At 67.0% G+C, this 21,826-nt stretch carries 29 protein-coding genes; 28 read left to right on the forward strand and 1 reads right to left on the reverse strand.

What is annotated here, in order from left to right; all coding sequences use genetic code 11:
• Positions 1-56: 56 nt before the first annotated feature.
• A complete protein-coding gene (locus AB0A94_RS01120; RefSeq protein WP_361736915.1) occupies positions 57-4,967 on the reverse strand; it encodes a DEAD/DEAH box helicase in 4,911 nt (1,636 codons plus the stop codon).
• Between the two features lie 521 nt (positions 4,968-5,488).
• Between AB0A94_RS01120 and AB0A94_RS01125 the strand changes: the two genes are divergently transcribed.
• From AB0A94_RS01125 to rpsM, 28 genes are all read left to right on the forward strand, one after another.
• On the forward strand, positions 5,489-7,087 hold the full coding sequence (locus tag AB0A94_RS01125; RefSeq protein WP_361736918.1) for an IS200/IS605 family accessory protein TnpB-related protein: 1,599 nt from the start codon (positions 5,489-5,491) through the stop codon (positions 7,085-7,087).
• Between the two features lie 409 nt (positions 7,088-7,496).
• Positions 7,497-7,805, forward strand: coding sequence for a 30S ribosomal protein S10 (rpsJ, locus tag AB0A94_RS01130; RefSeq protein ID WP_003948644.1), 309 nt, complete (start codon positions 7,497-7,499; stop codon positions 7,803-7,805).
• Between the two features lie 17 nt (positions 7,806-7,822).
• Positions 7,823-8,467, forward strand: coding sequence for a 50S ribosomal protein L3 (gene rplC / locus AB0A94_RS01135; protein ID WP_037929559.1), 645 nt, complete (start codon positions 7,823-7,825; stop codon positions 8,465-8,467).
• An 8-nt stretch (positions 8,468-8,475) separates the two neighbouring features.
• The gene (rplD, locus tag AB0A94_RS01140; protein ID WP_361736921.1) at positions 8,476-9,135 is read left to right on the forward strand and encodes a 50S ribosomal protein L4; all 660 of its coding nucleotides are present in this window, start codon (positions 8,476-8,478) and stop codon (positions 9,133-9,135) included.
• Positions 9,135-9,554 carry a 50S ribosomal protein L23 gene (gene rplW, locus AB0A94_RS01145; RefSeq protein ID WP_030220990.1) on the forward strand — a complete coding sequence of 140 codons (420 nt, stop codon included), beginning with the start codon at positions 9,135-9,137 and terminating at the stop codon, positions 9,552-9,554. The genes rplD and rplW overlap by 1 nt, the downstream gene beginning before the upstream one ends.
• A 38-nt stretch (positions 9,555-9,592) precedes the next feature.
• The gene (gene rplB, locus AB0A94_RS01150) at positions 9,593-10,429 is read left to right on the forward strand and encodes a 50S ribosomal protein L2 (RefSeq protein WP_004927281.1); all 837 of its coding nucleotides are present in this window, start codon (positions 9,593-9,595) and stop codon (positions 10,427-10,429) included.
• A 12-nt stretch (positions 10,430-10,441) separates the two neighbouring features.
• On the forward strand, positions 10,442-10,723 hold the full coding sequence (gene rpsS, locus AB0A94_RS01155) for a 30S ribosomal protein S19 (protein WP_010036728.1): 282 nt from the start codon (positions 10,442-10,444) through the stop codon (positions 10,721-10,723).
• 42 nt (positions 10,724-10,765) lie between these two features.
• A complete protein-coding gene (gene rplV, locus AB0A94_RS01160) occupies positions 10,766-11,113 on the forward strand; it encodes a 50S ribosomal protein L22 (protein ID WP_019329637.1) in 348 nt (115 codons plus the stop codon).
• The gene (rpsC, locus tag AB0A94_RS01165) at positions 11,113-11,940 is read left to right on the forward strand and encodes a 30S ribosomal protein S3 (protein WP_004927271.1); all 828 of its coding nucleotides are present in this window, start codon (positions 11,113-11,115) and stop codon (positions 11,938-11,940) included. Before rplV ends, rpsC begins: the two co-directional genes overlap by 1 nt.
• A 5-nt stretch (positions 11,941-11,945) precedes the next feature.
• Complete coding sequence (gene rplP, locus AB0A94_RS01170) at positions 11,946-12,365, forward strand: 50S ribosomal protein L16 (protein WP_007443989.1); 420 nt, start codon at positions 11,946-11,948, stop codon at positions 12,363-12,365.
• Entirely contained in the window at positions 12,365-12,589 is a 225-nt protein-coding gene (rpmC, locus tag AB0A94_RS01175; RefSeq protein WP_007494763.1) for a 50S ribosomal protein L29, read from the forward strand. The genes rplP and rpmC overlap by 1 nt, the downstream gene beginning before the upstream one ends.
• Positions 12,586-12,873, forward strand: a complete 288-nt coding sequence (rpsQ, locus tag AB0A94_RS01180) for a 30S ribosomal protein S17 (RefSeq protein ID WP_361736927.1) — start codon at positions 12,586-12,588, stop codon at positions 12,871-12,873. Before rpmC ends, rpsQ begins: the two co-directional genes overlap by 4 nt.
• A 137-nt stretch (positions 12,874-13,010) precedes the next feature.
• Positions 13,011-13,379 carry a 50S ribosomal protein L14 gene (gene rplN, locus AB0A94_RS01185; RefSeq protein WP_030831680.1) on the forward strand — a complete coding sequence of 123 codons (369 nt, stop codon included), beginning with the start codon at positions 13,011-13,013 and terminating at the stop codon, positions 13,377-13,379.
• Between the two features lie 2 nt (positions 13,380-13,381).
• Positions 13,382-13,705, forward strand: a complete 324-nt coding sequence (gene rplX / locus AB0A94_RS01190; RefSeq protein WP_217128186.1) for a 50S ribosomal protein L24 — start codon at positions 13,382-13,384, stop codon at positions 13,703-13,705.
• Positions 13,705-14,262: a 50S ribosomal protein L5 gene (rplE, locus tag AB0A94_RS01195; protein WP_006130773.1), complete on the forward strand. Its 558-nt coding sequence runs from the start codon at positions 13,705-13,707 to the stop codon at positions 14,260-14,262. Before rplX ends, rplE begins: the two co-directional genes overlap by 1 nt.
• Positions 14,263-14,267: 5 nt before the next feature.
• On the forward strand, positions 14,268-14,453 hold the full coding sequence (locus tag AB0A94_RS01200) for a type Z 30S ribosomal protein S14 (protein ID WP_003948630.1): 186 nt from the start codon (positions 14,268-14,270) through the stop codon (positions 14,451-14,453).
• A gap of 212 nt (positions 14,454-14,665) precedes the next feature.
• Complete coding sequence (rpsH, locus tag AB0A94_RS01205) at positions 14,666-15,064, forward strand: 30S ribosomal protein S8 (protein ID WP_030831671.1); 399 nt, start codon at positions 14,666-14,668, stop codon at positions 15,062-15,064.
• 24 nt (positions 15,065-15,088) lie between these two features.
• Positions 15,089-15,628, forward strand: coding sequence for a 50S ribosomal protein L6 (gene rplF / locus AB0A94_RS01210; protein WP_033272455.1), 540 nt, complete (start codon positions 15,089-15,091; stop codon positions 15,626-15,628).
• Positions 15,629-15,631: 3 nt separating this feature from the next.
• Complete coding sequence (rplR, locus tag AB0A94_RS01215) at positions 15,632-16,015, forward strand: 50S ribosomal protein L18 (protein WP_004927235.1); 384 nt, start codon at positions 15,632-15,634, stop codon at positions 16,013-16,015.
• A 41-nt stretch (positions 16,016-16,056) separates the two neighbouring features.
• Entirely contained in the window at positions 16,057-16,662 is a 606-nt protein-coding gene (rpsE, locus tag AB0A94_RS01220; protein ID WP_030860989.1) for a 30S ribosomal protein S5, read from the forward strand.
• Between the two features lie 2 nt (positions 16,663-16,664).
• Entirely contained in the window at positions 16,665-16,847 is a 183-nt protein-coding gene (rpmD, locus tag AB0A94_RS01225) for a 50S ribosomal protein L30 (RefSeq protein ID WP_004984515.1), read from the forward strand.
• Positions 16,848-16,849: 2 nt separating this feature from the next.
• Positions 16,850-17,305: a 50S ribosomal protein L15 gene (rplO, locus tag AB0A94_RS01230; RefSeq protein ID WP_067018996.1), complete on the forward strand. Its 456-nt coding sequence runs from the start codon at positions 16,850-16,852 to the stop codon at positions 17,303-17,305.
• 244 nt (positions 17,306-17,549) lie between these two features.
• Entirely contained in the window at positions 17,550-18,863 is a 1,314-nt protein-coding gene (gene secY, locus AB0A94_RS01235) for a preprotein translocase subunit SecY (RefSeq protein ID WP_361736937.1), read from the forward strand.
• A complete protein-coding gene (locus tag AB0A94_RS01240) occupies positions 18,863-19,516 on the forward strand; it encodes an adenylate kinase (protein ID WP_361736940.1) in 654 nt (217 codons plus the stop codon). The genes secY and AB0A94_RS01240 overlap by 1 nt, the downstream gene beginning before the upstream one ends.
• A gap of 299 nt (positions 19,517-19,815) precedes the next feature.
• Positions 19,816-20,652: a type I methionyl aminopeptidase gene (gene map, locus AB0A94_RS01245; protein ID WP_361736943.1), complete on the forward strand. Its 837-nt coding sequence runs from the start codon at positions 19,816-19,818 to the stop codon at positions 20,650-20,652.
• A gap of 151 nt (positions 20,653-20,803) precedes the next feature.
• The gene (gene infA / locus AB0A94_RS01250; RefSeq protein WP_003948620.1) at positions 20,804-21,025 is read left to right on the forward strand and encodes a translation initiation factor IF-1; all 222 of its coding nucleotides are present in this window, start codon (positions 20,804-20,806) and stop codon (positions 21,023-21,025) included.
• Between the two features lie 59 nt (positions 21,026-21,084).
• Entirely contained in the window at positions 21,085-21,198 is a 114-nt protein-coding gene (rpmJ, locus tag AB0A94_RS01255) for a 50S ribosomal protein L36 (protein WP_003998809.1), read from the forward strand.
• Between the two features lie 192 nt (positions 21,199-21,390).
• Positions 21,391-21,771 (forward strand): 30S ribosomal protein S13, encoded by a 381-nt coding sequence (gene rpsM, locus AB0A94_RS01260; RefSeq protein ID WP_004984507.1) that lies wholly within the window; start codon positions 21,391-21,393, stop codon positions 21,769-21,771.
• The last annotated feature ends 55 nt before the right edge of the window (positions 21,772-21,826 follow it).

Below are 21,826 nucleotides of genomic sequence, written 5' to 3' on the forward strand. Positions count from 1 at the left end.
CCCGCACCCCACGCGAAGCCGGAGCCTCGCGTGGGGTGTTCCGCGTCGGCGTCGGATCAGCCGGCGTCTTCGATGATGTCGAGCGGCGGGAGGTGTCTGACGATCTCGATGGTGGCGAGACTGACCGTCACGATGCGCCTGAGCAGGTCGACGATGTAGCGCGGGTCGTCGGACCACTCGTTGGGGTCGTTGACGATGCCGGACTTGGGATCGGTCTTCACCTGGTACCGGTCGATGATCCACTCGATGGCGGAGCGCGCCCCGAGTTGGTACTCATACGCCTCCTCCGGGATGTTCTCCAGGGTGATGTGGTTGTTGTAGACGATCCGCGTCCGGTCCTGGACACCCTTGGTCTTGGGGATCTTCATCTTGGTCACCCGGAACAGCTCGGCGTCGGACATGTCCGGGCGGGTGTTGCCGAGCGAGATCACGATGCCGCCGAAGGGCTTCGCGGACTCGTAGCCGATGTGCAGCTCGGAGAGCCGACGCCCGGCTTCGGCGAAGGCCCGGAAGCCACGCACCATGGGGATACGCGGCAGGGACTTCTTCAAGTCGGCGGCGTAGGCCTCGCGGTAGGCGGGGGAGTGGAGCAGACCGTAGACGTAGAAGAAGATGTCGTCCCTGGTGAGACCGGGGTCCGTGTCGGCGTACGTCTTGCGGTACGCGGCGAACGTGGCGTCGGTGATGTTGTCGACGCGTTCGTACGCGGTGCCGCCGTCCTCGCCGCCGAAGTCGAAGCCGCCTTCCACGGTGAGTTCGCGGTAGGTGTAGCGGGGGTAGAACTGGCCATTGCTGGAACCCCAGTACGCCAGGTCAGGGAGATGCTTGACGGCGTGGGCGGAGAAAGGTTTGTCCGAGCCAAGTCCAGTGATATAGAAGCCGAAATTCTCGTGCTGTGGTGTCGGAAACAGCCGAGCCATCTGATACACCATGTCATTCAGTCGCGCGTCGAAGACGACGTGCTGCTGGAGAAATGGACGATACGAAGCAATGAACTGACGATCACGGTCGAACGTATATTGGACGCCCTTGGCCACATTCGTTTTATCAGCTCGATTCCAGCTGAACTTCTTCGCGTCGTAGTCGATGAACTTTTCGGCCTGGACCGAGCTCGGTGAGCCGAGAGACGCCTCCTTCGCGTGCTTGGCGAACCCCTCCACCTGCCCGTTGTAGAAGTCCACCATCGACTCAACGTTCTCCCGGAGCCTCTGCTCGGAGAAGTTGTAGACCCAGGGGTCACGCCCGCTCTTGAGACCGCTGGAGTACAGGGCGAACACTCCGCCCTCCCGCGCGGACTTCTCCTTCTCGCCGATCGCCTGGAACGTCGCGAACCGCTCGTCCCGCTGGTTGATCCAGTCCCCGTCCGCGTTCGGCGTGATCCGCTGCCACTCCACCGAGTCCAGGCCCTGCCCGCTGACGATGCCGAGCTTGTCCTCGCGGCTCAGATAGTCGCCGATGTCCCGGTAGAACAACCCGCGCGGCGCATCCGTACGGCCACCCTTGACCAGGACGATCACGGCGACCGTATTGCGGCTGCCGGAGCCGAAGATCTTGCCGCCTTCCTTGCGGGACAGCTCCCCGGCCGTGCGCTGGTTGCCCCGCAGGTTGTAGCAGTACACCGCGTCGAACTCGTCCGTCAGGCACTTGCGCACGCCGTCGGCGGTGTTCCCGTCGATGTAGCCGCCGTTGGAGACGAACGCCACGACGCCCTCGTCCTTGATCCGGTCCGAGGCCCAGCGGAAGGCACGCAGATAGGAGTCGTACAGGGAGTTCTTGTTCTTCGCCGTCGACCTGGCCGCGTAGGTCTCCTGGATGCGGCTGTCCAGAGCCTCGTACTTGAGGTTCCTGTTGTCGTCGTTCTGGCTGTCCTGCCCCACCGAATACGGCGGGTTCCCCAGCACGACCCGGATGTCCTGCCCCATCTGCTTCCGCGCCCGCTCGCTATTCCCGGACAGCACGTCCCCGAACAGCCGCCCCTTCTCGGGCTCCGCGAGCTGGAAGGTGTCCGTGAGCACGATGCCCTCGAACGGGACGTACGTGTCCCCGGCGCCGGCCCCGGTCTCCGCGTACAGATCGTGGAACGCGGCCTCGACGTTGACCGCCGCGATGTAGTACGCAAGCAGCACGATCTCGTTGGCGTGCAGTTCCTGCGTGTACTTGCGCAGCAGGTCCGCCGGCTTGATCAGGCCGGACTGGAGCAGCCGCACCACGAACGTGCCAGTGCCCGTGAAGGGATCGAGCACGTGCACGCCCTCGTCCGACAGGGACCGGCCGAAGTGCCGCTCCAGCGCCTGGTCGGCCGACCGCAGGATGAAGTCGACGACCTCCGTCGGCGTGTAGACGATGCCGAGCGAGTCCGCCGTCTTGGGCAGAGCCGTCTTGAAGAACTTCTCGTACAGCTCGGTGATGACGCGCTGGCGGCCCTCGTGGTCGGTGATGCCCTCCGCGCGGACCCGTACCGACTCGTAGAAGCCCTGGAGGGTCTTCGCCTCCGCCGAGATGGTCTGGTCGTCCAGGACGTCCAGCATCCGCTGCATCGCCTGCGAGACGGGGTTGTGGTCGGCGAACGCGTAGTCCTGGAAGAGCGCGTCGAAGACCGGCTTGGTGATCAGGTGCTGCGCGAGCATGTCGACGGCGTCGGAGTCGGTGACGCCGGGGTTTATGTTCGCCCGCAGTTCGCCCGTGAACTCCTCGAAGGCCGCCGCCTTGCGCGGGTCCTCCAGGCCGGCCCTGATGCGGGCGACGTGCCGCTCCGCGATCAGCGCGATGTCCTTGGCCCACTGCTCCCAGTAGGTACGCTCACCGACCTTGTCGACGATCCGGGCGTAGATGGCCGTGCGCCACGCCTCGTCGAACTCGAGGCGGTCCTGGACGTACTGGGCGGACTGCCGCTCCTTGTCCTTCTTCGCCTGCTCGCTCGCCTCGGTGCTGCTGCCGTCCTTGTCGCCGACCGACTCGTCCCCGGCGCCGATCGCGCCGATCCCGATGGTGTTCGGGGCCTTCTTGTTGAGCTCGATCTGGTTGACAGACGCGTTGAACCGGTCGTCGTGGGCGCGCAGAGCCTGGAGGACCTGCCAGACCGTCTTGAAGCGGCGGTTGTCCGCCAGCGCCTCCTCCGGGGACATCCCGGCGGGCACGGCGACCGGCAGGATGATGTACCCGTAGCGCTTGCCGGGCGCCAGGCGCATCACGCGGCCGACGGACTGCACGACGTCGACGACGGAGTTGCGCGGCTGGAGGAACAGGACCGCGTCCAGGTTCGGGACGTCGACGCCCTCGGAGAGGCAGCGGGCGTTGGACAGGATGCGCGCGTTGTTCGGACCCGGGTCCTCCTTGAGCCAGTCGAGCAGGTCGTTGCGGCGCAGCGTGTTGAACGTGCCGTCGACGTGCTCGACCTGGCAGTTCAGCAGTTCCTCGTCCGCGTCCTCGTAGGAGGCGACGATGTCGTTGAAACGGTCCGCGATCGCCTGGGAGTCCTTGATCGAACGGGCGAAGGCGACGGCCCGGCGCATCGGCTCCTCACCGGGCAGGAATCCGGTGCCGTCCCCGAAGGTGCCGGTGCGCTTCGCCAGGCCGTTCCAACAGCCGATGATCTTGGCGGCGTCGTCGAGGTTCAGCTCGGGGCCGCCGGCCGCCAGGCCCTGCTGGTAGGACTTGGCGACGACCTCCTGGTCCACGGTGAGGATGAGGACCCGGTAGTCGGTGAGCAGCCCCTGCTCCACCGCCTTGCCGAAACCGAGCCGGTGGAACTCCGGGCCGTACAGGCTCTCGTCGTCCATGGAGGCCAGCACGGCGGAGGCGTCCTTCGCGTCGGCCTTGGTGTCCTCGTTGTAGATCCTGGGGGTCGCCGTCATGTAGAGGCGGCGGGCGGCGCGGACCACATTGTTGTCGTGGACCCGGACGAAGTTCGACTCGTCGTGACCGGCGAGCGTGACGCCCGTGGTGCGGTGCGCCTCGTCGCACAGGATCAGGTCGAAGGCGTCGAGACCCATTTCCTGCGCCTTGGCGATCGTGCCGATCGACTGGTACGTGGAGAAGACCACCGTCAGGCCGACGGGCGGTTCGGTCCCGTCGCCGCTCATCTGGGAGAGCAGGCGGGCGGGGTCCGTGGTGGCGGGCAGCGCCAGGTCGTGCGTGGCCATGTCCAGGTCGTCGGCGTCGACCTGCCCGCGGGCCACCTTGGTGTCGGAGCAGACCGCGAAGGCGCGCAGCGGGGTCTCGGTCTCGTACCGCCACTCCCGCAGGGTCTGCGACAACAGGGCGATGGACGGGACGAGGAAGAGGACCCGGGTGTGCTCGCCCTGGCCGCTCGCGGCCCGCTCGGCCGCCAGCCGCTCCACGATCTTCAGGCCGGTGAAGGTCTTGCCGGTGCCACAGGCCATGATCAGCTTGCCGCGGTCATGCTCCGCGAAGCCCTGGAACACCGCGTCGATGGCCTCGCGCTGGTGAGGGCGGGGAGACTTCTTGCCCCGCAGGGACAACTCGACCCGCTCCGCGTCGCCGCTCGCGGGCAGCCGCCACTCCACCCGACTGGCGGCGATGTCCGACAGGCCGAGGCGCTGGACGGGAATCTGCTGGTCGTCCAGAGCCGCCTCGGCGTTCGGCCCCCACCTGTCCGTGGTCGAGATGATCAGGCGGTGAGCGAAGCGGCCCTGTCCGGAGGCGGTGAAGAACGAGTCGAGGTCGATCTTCTGAACCGTGTGATCCGGTTCGTAGAACTTGCACTGGATCGCCCAGAGAGCGCCGGTCTCGCGCTCCTGCGCCACGAGGTCGATGCCCAGGTCCTGCCGGTTGCCGGCCGCGCCCGGCCACTCGCCGTACATCCACACTCGGCTGAACTGCTCGCTCCATACCGGGTCCGTACTGAGAAAGCGCACCATGAGCCGCTCGAAAGCGGTCCCGAGCTCGCGGTTGGTCGTCGACTTCTCACGGATGACCCGGAGGACATCGTGGACGGTGGTGGTCACGAGGGCTCGCTCTCTGCTCAGCGCGCTATGACGGGAGGCGGCGTCTTGACCGCAGGCGCCGCCCAAGAACAGTAGACCGAGCCACTGACACGGATGGCCGCGAGCCGCCCGCACCTCACGGTGTGATGGCGGCGCCGGTGTCCCGAGGCGGGGGAATCGTCCCGTCGCCGACCAGCTCCGCCACCGCGTCGCCGTGGTTGCGGACCAGGTAGTCCATGGCGTGCTCGGTGGAGGATCTGCGGGTTGCCTGGCGTCTCCCCGGAGCACGGGACCAGGCGCACACACGCTCCCGCGTTTGATCCCAGCCGCCCCCCGGGGTGGTGAGCTGCTGGGATTTTGCTGAGTGTGAGTGTGTTCTGGCGTGTACGAGTGAGCATGGTGGCGGCGGCCGGAGCTGCCGTGCCGCATTCCAGTGAGTGGAAGAGAAGTTCGCCCGTCGAATGCGTGACCTTTACGGAGGAGTGCTCGTTGGATGTGGTGATCGGACTTCTTGGGACTGGGCCGACGGCGGGGGTGAGGCGATGGGTGGTCTACGGGAGGTCGCGGCGCCGTTCGTCGTTCCCGGCCCGTCGGGGGTGGCGGTCCGTACCCGGTTGGGGCAGCTCACTGTCGACGATGACGAGGTACTGCGGCGGGTGGGCGCGCATCTGGGCGCGCTGGCCAGCCATGACCTGAAGGCGCGCTGCCGTGACGGCCTGGAACATGACGCGGGGGCGTGGGCGGTGCGTAAGCGGGAGCTGACGCCCCACTCGTCGGCCCGCTGGGCGGGGGCGATCACCAAGGCCACGCACGACCAGTGGGCGCTGGCCCGCCGCTGTGGTCTGGCCCGCATCCGGTCGCTGGAGGCGGGGGTCCGCATGATCGCCCACCGGCTGTCACTGCCGGTCGGGTCCAAGGGTACAAAGCGGGCGCCGGGCGGTTATCGCAGCAGGCACGAATGGCACGCCAAGGCCCGCCGTCTGCGCGTGCTGGAGGACCGGCTGGCGCGGGAGCGCGCCGACTGGGCGGCCGGGGTCGTGCGCGTGGTGCGGGGTGGCAAGCGCCTGGCTCGTACCCGGCACCACCTGCCCGCAGCCCGGCTCACCGAATCCCAGTGGCGTGAACGCTGGGAGGCGCAGCGCTGGTTCCTGCAGGCGGACGGGGAGTCGGGGAAGCGGTATGGCAACGAGACTATCCGCATCAGCCCGGACGGTGAGGTCAGTATCCGGCTACCCGCCCCGCTCACCGGATTGGCCAACGCTCCGTACGGCCGGTACGTCTTCACCGGCCGGGTCACCTTCGCCCACCGGGGGCAGGAATGGGCCGACCGCGTGGCCGCGGACCGGGCGGTCGCCTACCGCATCGACTACGACGTGGCCCGGGGCCGCTGGTATGTGACGGCATCGTGGCAGATTTCGGTGTCCCCGGTCGTTCCCCTGGCCGCAGCGCTTGCGCACGGGGTGATCGGGGTGGACATGAACGCCGACCACTTGGCCGCCTGGCGCCTCGATGTCCACGGCAACCCCACTGGTAGCCCGCGCCGGTTCTTCTACGACCTGACCGGCACCGCCGGCCACCGGGACGCCCAGGTGCGCCACGCCCTGACCCGGCTGCTGCACTGGGCGAAGACCTGCGGCGTCAAGGCGATCGCCGTTGAGGACCTCGACTTCACCGCGGAGAAGACCCGCGAGAAACACGGCCGCAAGAAGCGGTTCCGGCACCTGGTCTCCGGCATGCCCACCGGCCGGCTCCGTGCCCGCCTGACCTCCATGGCCGACCAGACGGGAATCGCGGTCATCGCCGTCGACCCCGCCTACACCTCGAAATGGGGCGCGCAGCACTGGCAGAAGTTCCTGACCAGCACCACCCGCACGACCACCCGTCACGATGCGGCGAGCATCGCGATCGGACGACGCGCCCAGGGCCACTCGGTCCGGCGTCGGACGGCACCGCCCCGTGCACACCAGAGGGATGTGCGCGGGCATCGGACCGTCCAGGCCGGACCGGATGTTCCCGGGCGTGAGGGACCCCGCCCCCGTATTCCCGGACCACGGACACGATCCGTGCCGCCGGACGCGGAGCGAACGCGGGCGACCAGGACATCCAACACCGTTCGGGATGTCCGCAGCGAGCAGCAATAGGTCCAGGACCCATTGCTGCTCGCTGACTAGGAACGGTAATCTCTTCCGCCCGATTGGCCAGCCCCGGTCCCCGTATGGCAGACTGTCGGAGTTGCTCGGTCGAGTGTTGATGCTGCGCGCCTCCCGCCGGGAGGACCGGAAGCGAGTCCCACAGTACTCGTCGTCCCTGATCAGGGACGGACGTACGGGAATCTTCCGGGAAGCGTGAGCGCGGCGCCGGCCAGGCGCCCGGTGGGCCTTTCGCCCCCGGTCCGCGGTTCTGGTAGGGCCGTGTCAATCCCGCAGGGATGTTCGGACAAGGGACATTCATGTCGGCGGGAGTGCGACACACCCGACCGCGTGGGTCGGAGGACGAGACCTGGAACGCCGGGTTCCGGAGCGTAAAGAGAGACAGGACTACGAAGTAGCCATGGCGGGACAGAAGATCCGCATCCGGCTCAAGGCCTACGACCACGAGGTCATCGACTCCTCGGCGAAGAAGATCGTCGAGACGGTGACCCGCACTGGTGCGTCGGTCGCGGGCCCGGTGCCGCTGCCCACTGAGAAGAACGTGTACTGCGTCATCAAGTCGCCGCACAAGTACAAGGACTCGCGCGAGCACTTCGAGATGCGCACGCACAAGCGCCTGATCGACATCCTCGACCCGACCCCCAAGACCGTTGACTCTCTGATGCGACTCGACCTCCCGGCCGGTGTCGACATCGAGATCAAGCTCTGAGGCCGGTGATCTGAGAGATGACCAAGCAGATCAAGGGCATCCTGGGCGAGAAGCTCGGCATGACGCAGGTGTGGGACGAGAACAACCGTGTTGTTCCGGTCACCGTCGTCAAGGCCGGCCCCAACGTCGTCACCCAGGTCCGCACGAACGATGTCGACGGCTACGAGTCGGTCCAGATCGCCTTCGGCGAGATCGACCCGCGCAAGGTGAACAAGCCCCTCAAGGGCCACTTCGCCAAGGCCGACGTCACCCCCCGTCGTCACCTCGTCGAGATCCGCACCGCGGACGCCTCCGAGTACACGCTGGGCCAGGAAGTCACCGCCGAGGTGTTCGAGGCCGGCGTGAAGGTCGACGTGACCGGCAAGAGCAAGGGCAAGGGCTTCGCCGGTGTCATGAAGCGTCACAACTTCAAGGGCCTCGGCGCCGGACACGGCACCCAGCGCAAGCACCGCTCGCCCGGTTCCATCGGTGGCTGCGCCACCCCGGGTCGCGTGTTCAAGGGCCTGCGCATGGCGGGTCGCATGGGCAACGAGCGGGTCACCACCCAGAACCTGACCGTCCACGCCGTTGACGCGGAGAAGGGTCTGCTGCTCATCAAGGGCGCGGTTCCCGGTCCGAACGGCGGCCTCGTCCTGGTCCGCACCGCGGCCAAGGGGGCCTGAGGTAACCGATGAGCACTGTTGACATCCTTTCGCCGGCGGGCGACAAGGCCGGTACCGTCGAGCTCCCCGCGGAGATCTTCGGCGTTGAGAAGGTCAGCATCCCGCTGATCCACCAGGTCGTCGTCGCGCAGCTGGCCGCTGCCCGCCAGGGCACCCACAAGACCAAGACCCGCGGCGAGGTCCGTGGCGGTGGCAAGAAGCCGTACCGCCAGAAGGGCACCGGTCGCGCCCGTCAGGGTTCGACCCGCGCGCCGCAGTTCGCCGGTGGTGGCGTCGTGCACGGTCCCGTGCCGCGCGACTACTCCCAGCGCACCCCCAAGAAGATGAAGGCTGCCGCCCTGCGTCACGCCCTCACCGACCGGGCGCGCCACAACCGCATTCACGTCGTCTCCGGCGTGATCGAGGGCGAGACCCCCTCCACGAAGGCCGCCAGGACGCTGTTCGGCAAGATCTCGGAGCGCAAGAACCTGCTCCTGGTCGTCGACCGCGCCGACGAGGCCGCGTGGCTGTCCGCCCGCAACCTGCCCCAGGTCCACATCCTGGAGCCGGGCCAGCTGAACACGTACGACGTTCTCGTCTCGGACGACGTGGTCTTCACCAAGGCCGCTTTCGAGTCCTTCGTCGCCGGCCCGAACAAGGCCAACGACAACGAAGGGAGCGAGGTCTGATGGCTGCCCGTCACCCCTCGATCGCCTCGAAGGCCGCCAAGGCGGCCAAGGCTGCGCGTGTCGCCAAGGCGCGTCGCCACGAGGCCGAAGGCAAGAACACCGTCGTCACCCCGGCGAGCAAGGCGTTCACGGACCCCCGTGACGTCCTGCTGAAGCCGGTCGTGTCCGAGAAGAGCTACGCGCTCATCGACGAGAACAAGTACACGTTCATCGTCGCGCCGGGCTCCAACAAGACCCAGATCAAGGAGGCCGTCCAGGCGGTCTTCGAGGTCAAGGTCACCGGGGTCAACACGATCAACCGCGTCGGCAAGCGCAAGCGCACCCGCACCGGCTTCGGCCAGCGCGCGGCGACCAAGCGCGCGATCGTGACCCTCGCTGAGGGCGACCGTATCGACATCTTCGGCGGTCCGACCGCGTAAGCGGTCAGGATCGTTCGATATCGGACGAGGACTGAGAAATGGGTATCCGCAAGTACAAGCCGACGACTCCGGGCCGTCGTGGCTCCAGCGTCGCCGACTTCGTCGAGGTCACGCGGTCCACGCCGGAGAAGTCGCTGGTCCGTCCCCTGCACAGCAAGGGCGGCCGTAACAATTCCGGTCGTGTGACCGTCCGCCACCAGGGCGGTGGCCACAAGCGCGCCTACCGCGTGATCGACTTCCGTCGTCACGACAAGGACGGCGTGCCGGCGAAGGTCGCGCACATCGAGTACGACCCCAACCGCACCGCGCGCATCGCGCTGCTGCACTACGCCGACGGTGAGAAGCGCTACATCCTCGCCCCGCGCAACCTGCAGCAGGGCGACCGCGTCGAGAACGGTCCCGGGGCCGACATCAAGCCGGGCAACAACCTGGCCCTCCGCAACATCCCGGTCGGTACCACGATCCACGCGATCGAGCTCCGTCCCGGTGGCGGCGCCAAGTTCGCCCGCTCCGCCGGTGCCTCCGTGCAGCTGCTCGCGAAGGAGGGCTCGATGGCCCACCTGCGCATGCCGTCCGGAGAGATCCGCCTGGTCGATCAGCGCTGCCGCGCCACGGTCGGCGAGGTCGGCAACGCCGAGCAGTCGAACATCAACTGGGGCAAGGCCGGTCGCAAGCGGTGGCTGGGCGTCCGCCCGACCGTCCGTGGTGTCGTGATGAACCCGGTCGACCACCCGCACGGTGGTGGTGAGGGCCGGACCTCCGGTGGCCGCCACCCCGTGTCCCCGTGGGGCAAGAAGGAAGGCCGTACTCGTTCGCCCAAGAAGGCGTCGAACAAGTACATCGTCCGCCGCCGCAAGACGAACAAGAAGCGCTAAGGACGGGTTGAGATGCCTCGTAGCTTGAAGAAGGGACCCTTCGTCGACGACCACCTGATCAAGAAGGTGGACGCGCAGAACGAAGCCGGTACCAAGAACGTCATCAAGACCTGGTCCCGTCGCTCGATGATCGTCCCGGCGATGCTGGGCCACACGATCGCGGTGCACAACGGCAAGACCCACATCCCGGTGTTTGTCACCGAGTCCATGGTCGGCCACAAGCTCGGCGAGTTCTCGCCGACGCGCACCTTCCGGGGTCACGTCAAGGACGACCGGAAGTCGAAGCGCCGCTAGTCAGCGGGGTGAATGACCATGACAAACACTGAAGGGACAACCATGGAAGCCAGGGCCCAGGCGCGGTACATCCGCGTCACGCCCATGAAGGCCCGCCGCGTGGTGGACCTCATCCGTGGCATGGACGCCACGGAGGCTCAGGCGGTCCTGCGTTTCGCCCCGCAGGCCGCGAGCGTGCCGGTCGGCAAGGTGCTGGACAGCGCCATCGCCAACGCCGCGCACAACTACGACCACACCGACGCCGACAGCCTCTACATCTCCGAGGCGTACGTCGACGAGGGCCCGACCCTGAAGCGGTTCCGTCCGCGCGCCCAGGGCCGCGCCTACCGGATCCGCAAGCGGACCAGCCACATCACCGTGGTCGTCAGCAGCAAGGAAGGAACCCGGTAATGGGCCAGAAGGTTAACCCGCATGGGTTCCGGCTCGGTGTCACGACCGACTTCAAGTCGCGTTGGTACGCCGACAAGCTGTACAAGGACTACGTCAAGGAAGACGTCGCCATCCGTCGGATGATGACGTCCGGCATGGAGCGCGCCGGCATCTCCAAGGTCGAGATCGAGCGCACCCGTGACCGCGTGCGGGTGGACATCCACACCGCTCGTCCGGGCATCGTCATCGGCCGCCGCGGCGCCGAGGCCGACCGCATCCGCGGCGACCTCGAGAAGCTCACCGGCAAGCAGGTCCAGCTGAACATCCTCGAGGTCAAGAACCCCGAGACGGACGCTCAGCTCGTGGCCCAGGCCGTCGCCGAGCAGCTCTCCTCCCGCGTCTCCTTCCGCCGCGCCATGCGCAAGAGCATGCAGTCGGCGATGAAGGCGGGCGCCAAGGGCATCAAGATCCAGTGCGGTGGCCGCCTCGGCGGCGCCGAGATGTCCCGCTCGGAGTTCTACCGCGAGGGCCGCGTGCCCCTGCACACGCTCCGTGCGAACGTGGACTACGGCTTCTTCGAGGCCAAGACGACCTTCGGCCGCATCGGTGTGAAGGTCTGGATCTACAAGGGCGACGTCAAGAACATCGCCGAGGTCCGCGCCGAGAACGCCGCTGCCCGTGCGGGTAACCGCCCGGCCCGCGGTGGCGCCGACCGCCCGGCCCGTGGTGGCCGCGGTGGCGAGCGCGGCGGTCGCGGCCGCAAGCCGCAGCAGGCTCCCGCTGCCGAGGCCCCCAAGGCCGAGGCGCCGGCTGCCGCTCCGGCTGAGAGCACCGGAACGGAGGCCTGACCGACATGCTGATCCCCCGTAGGGTCAAGCACCGCAAGCAGCACCACCCGAAGCGTCGTGGCATGGCCAAGGGCGGTACGACGGTCGCGTTCGGCGAGTACGGCATTCAGGCCCTCACGCCGGCGTACGTGACCAACCGCCAGATCGAGGCGGCCCGTATCGCGATGACCCGCCACATCAAGCGTGGTGGCAAGGTCTGGATCAACATCTACCCGGACCGCCCGCTCACGAAGAAGCCGGCCGAGACCCGCATGGGTTCCGGTAAGGGTTCGCCGGAGTGGTGGATCGCGAACGTGCACCCGGGCCGGGTCATGTTCGAGCTGTCCTACCCCAACGAGAAGATCGCCCGTGAGGCGCTGACGCGTGCGGCCCACAAGCTGCCGATGAAGTGCCGGATCGTCAAGCGCGAGGCAGGTGAAGCGTGATGTCGGCCGGTACCAAGGCGTCCGAGCTGCGCGAGCTGGGCAACGAGGAGCTTCTCGCGAAGCTCCGCGAGGCCAAGGAAGAGCTGTTCAACCTCCGTTTCCAGGCGGCGACCGGTCAGCTCGAGAACCACGGTCGGCTGAAGGCCGTCCGTAAGGACATCGCGCGGATCTACACCCTGATGCGCGAGCGCGAGCTGGGCATCGAAACGGTGGAGAACGCATGAGCGAGAACAACGTGACTGAGACGAACACCGGGGCTCGGGGCGACCGCAAGACCCGTGAGGGCATCGTCGTCAGCGACAAGATGGACAAGACCGTCGTCGTCGCCGTCGAGGACCGCAAGAAGCACGCGCTGTACGGCAAGGTCATCCGCAGCACGAGCAAGCTCAAGGCCCATGACGAGCAGAACGCCGCAGGCGTCGGCGACCGCGTCCTCCTGATGGAGACCCGGCCGCTGTCCGCGACGAAGCACTGGCGCATCGTCGAGATCCTCGAGAAGGCCAAGTAGGTAATTCCCGCAAGGGAATTCCACAAGTACGTTCCTGCGGGGCATCCCTCGCAGGACAGTTCCGCCAGGCTCCGGGGGCCGTTCGCTCAAGCGGATGAGCGGCCCCCGGGGAACCGGCAGACAAACAGGAGATAGACGTGATCCAGCAGGAGTCGCGACTGCGCGTCGCCGACAACACGGGTGCGAAGGAAGTCCTCTGCATCCGTGTGCTCGGTGGCTCCGGTCGCCGCTACGCGGGCATCGGTGACGTCATCGTCGCCACCGTCAAGGACGCGATCCCCGGTGGCAACGTGAAGAAGGGTGACGTCGTCAAGGCGGTCATCGTTCGCACCGTCAAGGAGCGCCGCCGTCCGGACGGCTCGTACATCCGCTTCGACGAGAACGCCGCCGTCATTCTGAAGAACGACGGCGACCCTCGCGGCACCCGTATCTTCGGCCCCGTGGGCCGTGAGCTGCGCGAGAAGAAGTTCATGAAGATCATCTCCCTCGCGCCGGAGGTGCTGTGAGCATGAAGATCAAGAAGGGCGACCTGGTCCAGGTCATCACCGGTAAGGACAAGGGCAAGCAGGGCAAGGTCATCGCGGCCTTCCCCCGTGAGGACCGTGTCCTGGTCGAGGGTGTCAACCGGGTCAAGAAGCACACCAAGGCCGGCCCGACCGCCGGCGGCTCGCAGGCCGGCGGCATCGTGACCACCGAGGCCCCGGTCCACGTCTCCAACGTCCAGCTGGTCGTGGAGAAGGACGGCAAGAAGGTCGTCACGCGCGTCGGTTACCGCTTCGACGACGAAGGCAACAAGATCCGCGTTGCCAAGCGGACGGGTGAGGACATCTGATGACGACCACCACCACTCCGCGTCTGAAGACGAAGTACCGCGAGGAGATCGCGGGCAAGCTGCGCGAGCAGTTCTCCTACGAGAACGTCATGCAGGTTCCCGGCCTCGTCAAGATCGTGGTCAACATGGGTGTGGGCGACGCCGCTCGCGACTCCAAGCTGATCGAGGGCGCCATCCGCGACCTCACCACGATCACCGGTCAGAAGCCGGCCGTCACCAAGGCCCGCAAGTCCATCGCGCAGTTCAAGCTGCGTGAGGGCCAGCCGATCGGTGCCCACGTCACGCTCCGTGGCGATCGCATGTGGGAGTTCCTGGACCGCACCCTGTCGCTCGCGCTGCCGCGCATCCGCGACTTCCGCGGCCTGTCCCCCAAGCAGTTCGACGGCCGTGGCAACTACACCTTCGGTCTCACGGAGCAGGTCATGTTCCACGAGATCGACCAGGACAAGATCGACCGTGTCCGGGGTATGGACATCACCGTGGTCACCACGGCGACCAACGACGAAGAGGGCCGCGCCCTTCTCCGTCACCTCGGCTTCCCGTTCAAGGAGGCGTGAGCGAGATGGCGAAGAAGGCTCTCATCGCGAAGGCTGCTCGCAAGCCCAAGTTCGGAGTGCGCGGCTACACCCGCTGCCAGCGCTGCGGTCGTCCGCACTCCGTGTACCGCAAGTTCGGCCTGTGCCGCGTGTGCCTTCGTGAGATGGCTCACCGTGGCGAGCTGCCGGGCGTGACCAAGAGCTCCTGGTAACCCGGGTAATTCCGGACTCCCAGGGCTCTCGGTAAGCATTGGGAACGGCGGGAGGCCCGCTCCGCATGGCTTAGGCTTGCGGGGTTGGGCACCTGCCGTGCCCGTACGACTTACTACGCCGTAGGTCCACCGCGCCGCACCCGTCCCGTCTCGGATCGGGGAGAGGGATGGCGCACCAGGAAACCCCGGCGAGAGAGGCCGAAGGCCAATTCATGACCATGACTGATCCGATCGCAGACATGCTCACGCGTCTGCGGAACGCGAACTCGGCGTACCACGACTCCGTGGCGATGCCGCACTCGAAGATCAAGTCTCACATCGCGGAGATCCTCCAGCAGGAGGGCTTCATCACGGGCTGGAAGACCGAGGACGCCGAGGTCGGCAAGAACCTCGTCCTCGAGCTGAAGTTCGGCCCGAACCGTGAGCGCTCCATCGCGGGCATCAAGCGGATCTCCAAGCCCGGTCTCCGGGTGTACGCGAAGTCCACCAACCTGCCGAAGGTGCTGGGCGGCCTCGGCGTGGCGATCATCTCCACGTCGCACGGGCTCCTCACCGACAAGCAGGCCGGCAAGAAGGGCGTGGGTGGGGAAGTCCTCGCCTACGTCTGGTAGCGGAAGGGAACGGAGGAAACAGCTATGTCGCGCATCGGCAAGCTCCCCATCGCGGTTCCCGCCGGCGTGGACGTCACCATCGACGGCCGTACGGTCTCGGTCAAGGGCCCCAAGGGCACGCTGACCCACACCGTCGTGGCGCCGATCGAGATCGCCAAGGGTGAGGACGGCGTGCTGAACGTCACCCGCCCCAACGACGAGCGTCAGAACAAGGCCCTGCACGGCCTGTCCCGCACGCTGGTGGCGAACATGATCACCGGCGTGACCCAGGGTTACGTGAAGAAGCTCGAGATCAGCGGTGTCGGTTACCGCGTTGTCGCCAAGGGTTCGAACCTGGAGTTCTCCCTCGGTTACAGCCACCCGATCACGGTCGAGGCGCCCGAGGGCATCACCTTCAAGGTCGAGGCCCCGACCCGTTTCTCGGTCGAGGGCATCGACAAGCAGAAGGTCGGCGAGGTTGCGGCCAACATCCGCAAGCTGCGCAAGCCCGACCCGTACAAGGCCAAGGGCGTCAAGTACGAGGGCGAAGTCATCCGCCGCAAGGTCGGAAAGGCGGGTAAGTAAGCCATGGCATACGGGCAGAAGATCCTCAAGGGCGACGCCTACAAGCGTGCTGCTATCAAGCGTCGTCACATCCGGATCCGCAAGAAGGTCGCCGGTACCGCCGAGCGTCCTCGCCTGGTCGTGACCCGTTCCAACCGCCACATCGTGGCGCAGGTGATCGACGACCTGAAGGGCCACACCCTGGCGTCGGCGTCCACCCTGGACGCGTCGGTCCGGGGCGGCGAGGGCGACAAGTCCGCGCAGGCCAAGCAGGTCGGCGCCCTGGTCGCCGAGCGCGCCAAGGCCGCCGGTGTCGAGGCCGTCGTGTTCGACCGTGGTGGCAACCAGTACGCCGGGCGCATCGCCGCCCTGGCGGACGCCGCCCGCGAAGCCGGACTGAAGTTCTGAGCCGGTTCCGTAGCTAGCGGAAACAGAGAGAGGTAATTCCAATGGCTGGACCCCAGCGCCGCGGTGGCGGTGCCGGTGGCGGCGAGCGGCGGGACCGGAAGGGCCGTGACGGCGGCGCAGCTGCCGCCGAGAAGACCGCGTACGTTGAGCGCGTCGTCGCGATCAACCGCGTCGCCAAGGTTGTGAAGGGTGGTCGTCGCTTCAGCTTCACCGCGCTGGTCGTGGTGGGCGACGGTGACGGCACCGTGGGTGTCGGATACGGCAAGGCCAAGGAGGTGCCGGCCGCCATCGCCAAGGGCGTTGAGGAGGCCAAGAAGCACTTCTTCAAGGTCCCCCGCATCCAGGGCACCATCCCGCACCCCATCCAGGGTGAGAAGGCTGCCGGCGTCGTGCTGCTCAAGCCCGCGTCGCCCGGTACCGGTGTGATCGCCGGTGGTCCGGTGCGCGCCGTGCTCGAGTGCGCCGGTATCCACGACGTGCTGTCGAAGTCGCTCGGCTCCGACAACGCGATCAACATCGTGCACGCGACCGTGGCGGCCCTCAAGGGCCTGCAGCGTCCCGAGGAGATCGCGGCCCGCCGTGGTCTGCCCCTCGAGGACGTCGCCCCCGCGGCTCTGCTCCGTGCGCGTGCCGGGGCGGGTGTGTGATCATGGCGCAGCTCAAGATCACGCAGGTCAAGTCCTACATCGGCAGCAAGCAGAACCACCGTGACACCCTGCGTTCGCTCGGCCTGAAGAAGGTCAACGACGTGGTCGTCAAGGAGGACCGCCCCGAGTTCCGCGGCATGGTGCACACCGTCCGCCACCTCGTGACGGTCGAGGAGGTCGACTGATCATGGCGGAGAACAACCCGCTGAAGATCCACAACCTCCGTCCCGCCCCCGGCGCCAAGACCGCCAAGACCCGTGTCGGTCGTGGTGAGGCGTCGAAGGGTAAGACGGCCGGTCGTGGTACGAAGGGCACCAAGGCCCGTTACCAGGTTCCGGAGCGCTTCGAGGGTGGCCAGATGCCGCTCCACATGCGCCTCCCGAAGCTGAAGGGCTTCAAGAACCCGTTCAAGACCGAGTACCAGGTCGTGAACCTCGACAAGCTGGCCGCGCTCTACCCCGAGGGTGGCGAGGTCACCGTCGAGGGCCTCGTGGCCAAGGGTGCCGTGCGCAAGAACAGCCTCGTCAAGGTCCTCGGCCAGGGCGAGATCTCCGTGGCGCTGCAGGTGACGGTCGACGCCGTCTCCGGCTCCGCCAAGGAGAAGATCACCGCCGCCGGCGGCACCGTCACCGAGCTCGTCTGACCCGTTCAGGTGTCTCGATGACGTAGAGCGATCCCGACCGGGGATACCCCACATTTGGGGTATCCCCGGTTGGTCGTTCCTAGGGCGGCATGGTCGCCGGTAAGGTGGCCTGCGCTGCCCATTGACCCCGGGCGCCCCACGCGGGGCACTCGGGGCGGCAGTTGACCGTTACGTAATCGTCCTTAGTCGGAATCTCAAGACCGTCACCCTTGACGCAGTTGCGCGGGGGGTCGCAGGAGGCACCGTGCTCACCGCGTTCGCCCGGGCGTTCAAGACGCCCGACCTGCGCAAGAAGCTGCTCTTCACGCTCGGCATCATCGTGGTGTACCGCGTCGGTACGCACGTCCCCATTCCGGGCGTCGACTACAAGAACGTCCAGACCTGTATCGACGCCGCCGAGGCGAACCAGGGCCTGTTCGGTCTGGTGAACATGTTCAGCGGCGGCGCGCTGCTCCAGATCACGGTCTTCGCGCTGGGCATCATGCCGTACATCACGGCGAGCATCATTCTGCAGCTGCTGACCGTGGTGATCCCGCGTCTGGAAGCCCTCAAGAAGGAGGGCCAGGCCGGTACGGCGAAGATCACGCAGTACACCCGTTACCTGACGGTCGCGCTGGCCATCCTGCAGGGCACCGGCCTGGTGGCCACCGCCCGCAGCGGCGCCCTGTTCCAGGGCTGCCCGGTCGCGAGCGAGATCGTCCCGGACCAGTCGATCTTCGTGACCATCACCATGGTCATCACCATGACCGCCGGTACGGCCGTCGTCATGTGGCTCGGTGAGCTCATCACCGACCGCGGCGTGGGCAACGGCATGTCGATCCTGATGTTCATCTCGATCGCCGCGACCTTCCCCTCCGCCCTGTGGGCCATCAAGGAGCAGGGCAGCCTCGCGGACGGCTGGATCGAGTTCGGCACCGTCATGCTCGTCGGGTTCGTCATGGTCGGTCTGGTCGTCTTCGTCGAGCAGGCCCAGCGCCGGATCCCCGTCCAGTACGCGAAGCGCATGATCGGCCGCCGCTCCTACGGCGGCACGTCGACCTACATCCCGCTGAAGGTGAACCAGGCGGGCGTGATCCCGGTCATCTTCGCCTCGTCGCTGCTGTACATCCCGGCCCTGGTCGCGCAGTTCTCCAGTGGCACCTCCGGGTGGAAGACCTGGATCGAGTCGACCCTGGTCCGCGGTGACCACCCGATCTACGTGACCCTGTACTTCTTGCTCATCGTGTTCTTCGCGTTCTTCTACGTGGCGATCTCCTTCAACCCCGAGGAAGTCGCGGACAACATGAAGAAGTATGGTGGCTTCATCCCGGGCATCCGGGCTGGCCGACCGACCGCTGAGTACCTGAGCTACGTACTCAACCGGATCACCTGGCCGGGTTCGCTGTACTTGGGTCTGATCGCTCTCGTACCGACGATGGCGTTGGTTGGTTTCGGGGCAAACCAGAACTTCCCGTTCGGCGGGACCAGCATCCTGATCATCGTGGGTGTGGGTCTCGAGACGGTGAAGCAGATCGAGAGCCAGCTCCAGCAGCGCAATTACGAAGGGTTCCTCCGCTGATGCGAATCGTCCTCGTCGGGCCGCCGGGTGCCGGTAAGGGTACGCAGGCCACCCGCCTTGCCGAGAAGCTGCGCATCCCGCACATCTCCACGGGCGACCTGTTCCGCGCCAACATCAGCCGGCAGACCGAGCTCGGGAAGCTCGCCAAGTCCTACATGGACGCGGGAAACCTCGTTCCCGACGAGGTCACCATCGCCATGGCCAAGGACCGCATGGAGCAGCCCGACGCCGAGGGCGGTTTCCTGCTGGACGGTTTCCCGCGCAACGTGTCGCAGGCCGAGGCGCTGGACGAGCTGCTGCAGACCGAGGGCATCAAGCTGGACGCGGTCCTCGACCTCGAGGCCCCCGAGGACGAGGTCGTCAAGCGGATCGCCGGGCGGCGGATCTGCCGCAAGGAGTCCGCGCACGTGTTCCACGTGACGTACAGCCCGCCGAAGCAGGAGGGCGTGTGCGACGTCTGTGGGGGTGAGCTGTACCAGCGGGACGACGACTCCGAGGAGACCGTGCGGACCCGGCTGGAGGTCTACCACACGCAGACCGAGCCGATCATCGGCTACTACCGGGCGCAGGGGCTGGTCGTCACCATCTCGGCGATGGGGCCCGTCGACGAGGTCACGGGGCGTGCGCTGGAGGCGCTGGAGAGCGGTAAGTAGTTCGTACGTCGGTCGCAGCCGCGGTTCCTTCGCACAGGGGCCGCGGCTGTGGCTTGACCGGGGGTGGGTCGCGCGGCCCGGCGCTCGCGGGATGCCTCCCCCGCTCTCGGCTGCGCTCTAGCGGGGGACCCCCATGAGCGGGAGGGTGCCCCCGTCGCCCACCCGTGTCGCCCTGGGGGTACCTCCCGGGCCCTTCAGGCACCGGGGGAGGCACGGCTGCCCGCGGGAGCGGGGCCGGGGCCCCGTATCGTTGGAAGTGTTCGTTTCCTCTCCTGGTCCCAGAAAGGCCGTCGTCTCCCATGGTGCAGATCAAGAGCCCTGAGCAGATCGCCAAGATGCGTGAGGCGGGGCTGGTCGTCGCCGCCATCCACGCGGCCACCCGTGAGGCCGCCGTGCCCGGGGCCACGACGAAGGATCTGGACCAGGTCGCCCGCAAGGTGCTCGCGGAGCACAACGCCAAGCCGAACTTCCTCGGCTACGGCGGCTTCCCCGCGACGATCTGCACCTCGGTGAACGAGGTCGTCGTCCACGGCATCCCCTCCGACGACGTCGTCCTCAAGGACGGCGACGTCATCTCCATCGACTGCGGCGCGATCATCGACGGCTGGCACGGTGACGCCGCCTACACCGCGTTCGTCGGGTCCGGCCACTCCCCGGAACTGATCGAGCTGTCCCGGGTGACCGAGGAGTCGATGTGGGCCGGCATCGCGGCCATGAAGCAGGGCAACCGGCTCGTCGACATCTCCCGCGCCGTCGAGACGTACATCCGGCGCCAGCCCAAGCCGGGCGGCGGCAAGTACGGGATCATCGAGGACTACGGCGGCCACGGCATCGGCACCGAGATGCACATGGACCCGCACCTGCTGAATTACGTCGACCGCAAGCGGGGCAAGGGCCCCAAGCTGGTCCCGGGCTTCTGCCTCGCCATCGAGCCGATGGTCTCCCTGGGCACCCCGAGGACGAAGGTCCTCTCCGACGACTGGACGGTCATCACCACCGACGGCACCTGGTCCTCCCACTGGGAGCACTCGGTCGCCCTCACCGAGCAGGGGCCGCTGGTCCTGACGGCCCCCGACGGGGGCAGGGCCAAGCTCGCGGAGATGGGCATCACGGCCGCCCCCGACCCGCTCGGTTAAGGATCTCCGGGGTGGGGCAGGATTCCCGATTCGTGTTTCCGGGTGCGCTGACGTAGACTGACTCGTCGGCTCTTGTGCACCCGCATGCCTGCATGTACTACACACGGTGCACGCCAGAGTCGATCAAGGTAGTCGATTCGAAGGGCGAAGCGTGGCCAAGAAGCAAGGTGCCATCGAGATCGAAGGCACTGTCGTCGAGTCTCTTCCGAACGCCATGTTCAAGGTGGAGCTCCAGAACGGCCACCAGGTCCTGGCACACATCAGCGGCAAGATGCGCATGCACTACATCCGCATCCTCCCTGACGACCGGGTCGTGGTGGAGCTGTCTCCGTACGACCTGACGCGTGGCCGGATCGTCTACCGCTACAAGTAGATCTTGCCCGCTCCCCGGCCCGCCGGGGTGATGGCACTGACCCGGAGAACCTCACACCCATGAAGGTCAAGCCGAGCGTCAAGAAGATCTGCGACAAGTGCAGGGTGATCCGCCGTCACGGCCGGGTCATGGTCATCTGCGAGAACCCGCGCCACAAGCAGCGCCAGGGCTGACCGCAGCACGATCCACCCTCTGCGACTTCCGCAGAACTTCGCGCGACGCGAGCAGTACATGTTCATACGCAGGTCCCGAGCCGCACGGCTCGACACCCCCGGCTCGGAGGCCGGGGACCTGGCTCGTACCTGGTACGGCGGGCCGGGATCCGGTCCTGTGGAAGACCTCCGACAATCAACTGGAGCCATTGAATGGCACGCGTTTCCGGTGTTGACATCCCGCGCGAAAAGCGCGTGGAGATCGCCCTCACCTACGTGTTCGGCATCGGCCGGACCCTTTCGCAGCAGACGCTGGCCGCCACCGGCGTCGACCCGAACACCCGCGTTCGCGACCTCTCCGAGGAGCAGCTCGTCGCGATCCGCGAGTACGTCGACAACAACATCAAGACCGAGGGTGACCTCCGTCGCGAGATCCAGGCCGACATCCGCCGCAAGGTCGAGATCGGCACCTACCAGGGTCTGCGCCACCGTCGCGGCCTGCCCGTCCGCGGTCAGCGCACCAGCACCAACGCGCGTACCCGCAAGGGCCCGCGTCGCGCCATCGCCGGCAAGAAGAAGCCGGGCAAGAAGTAGTCCGCAGCGGACCTCTGTCCACGGTCTTCGCTGTAGGACCGACCACCTCCCGTAG

It is taken from the genome of Streptomyces sp. NPDC044984, from assembly GCF_040646935.1.
Lineage (GTDB): Bacteria > Actinomycetota > Actinomycetes > Streptomycetales > Streptomycetaceae > Streptomyces.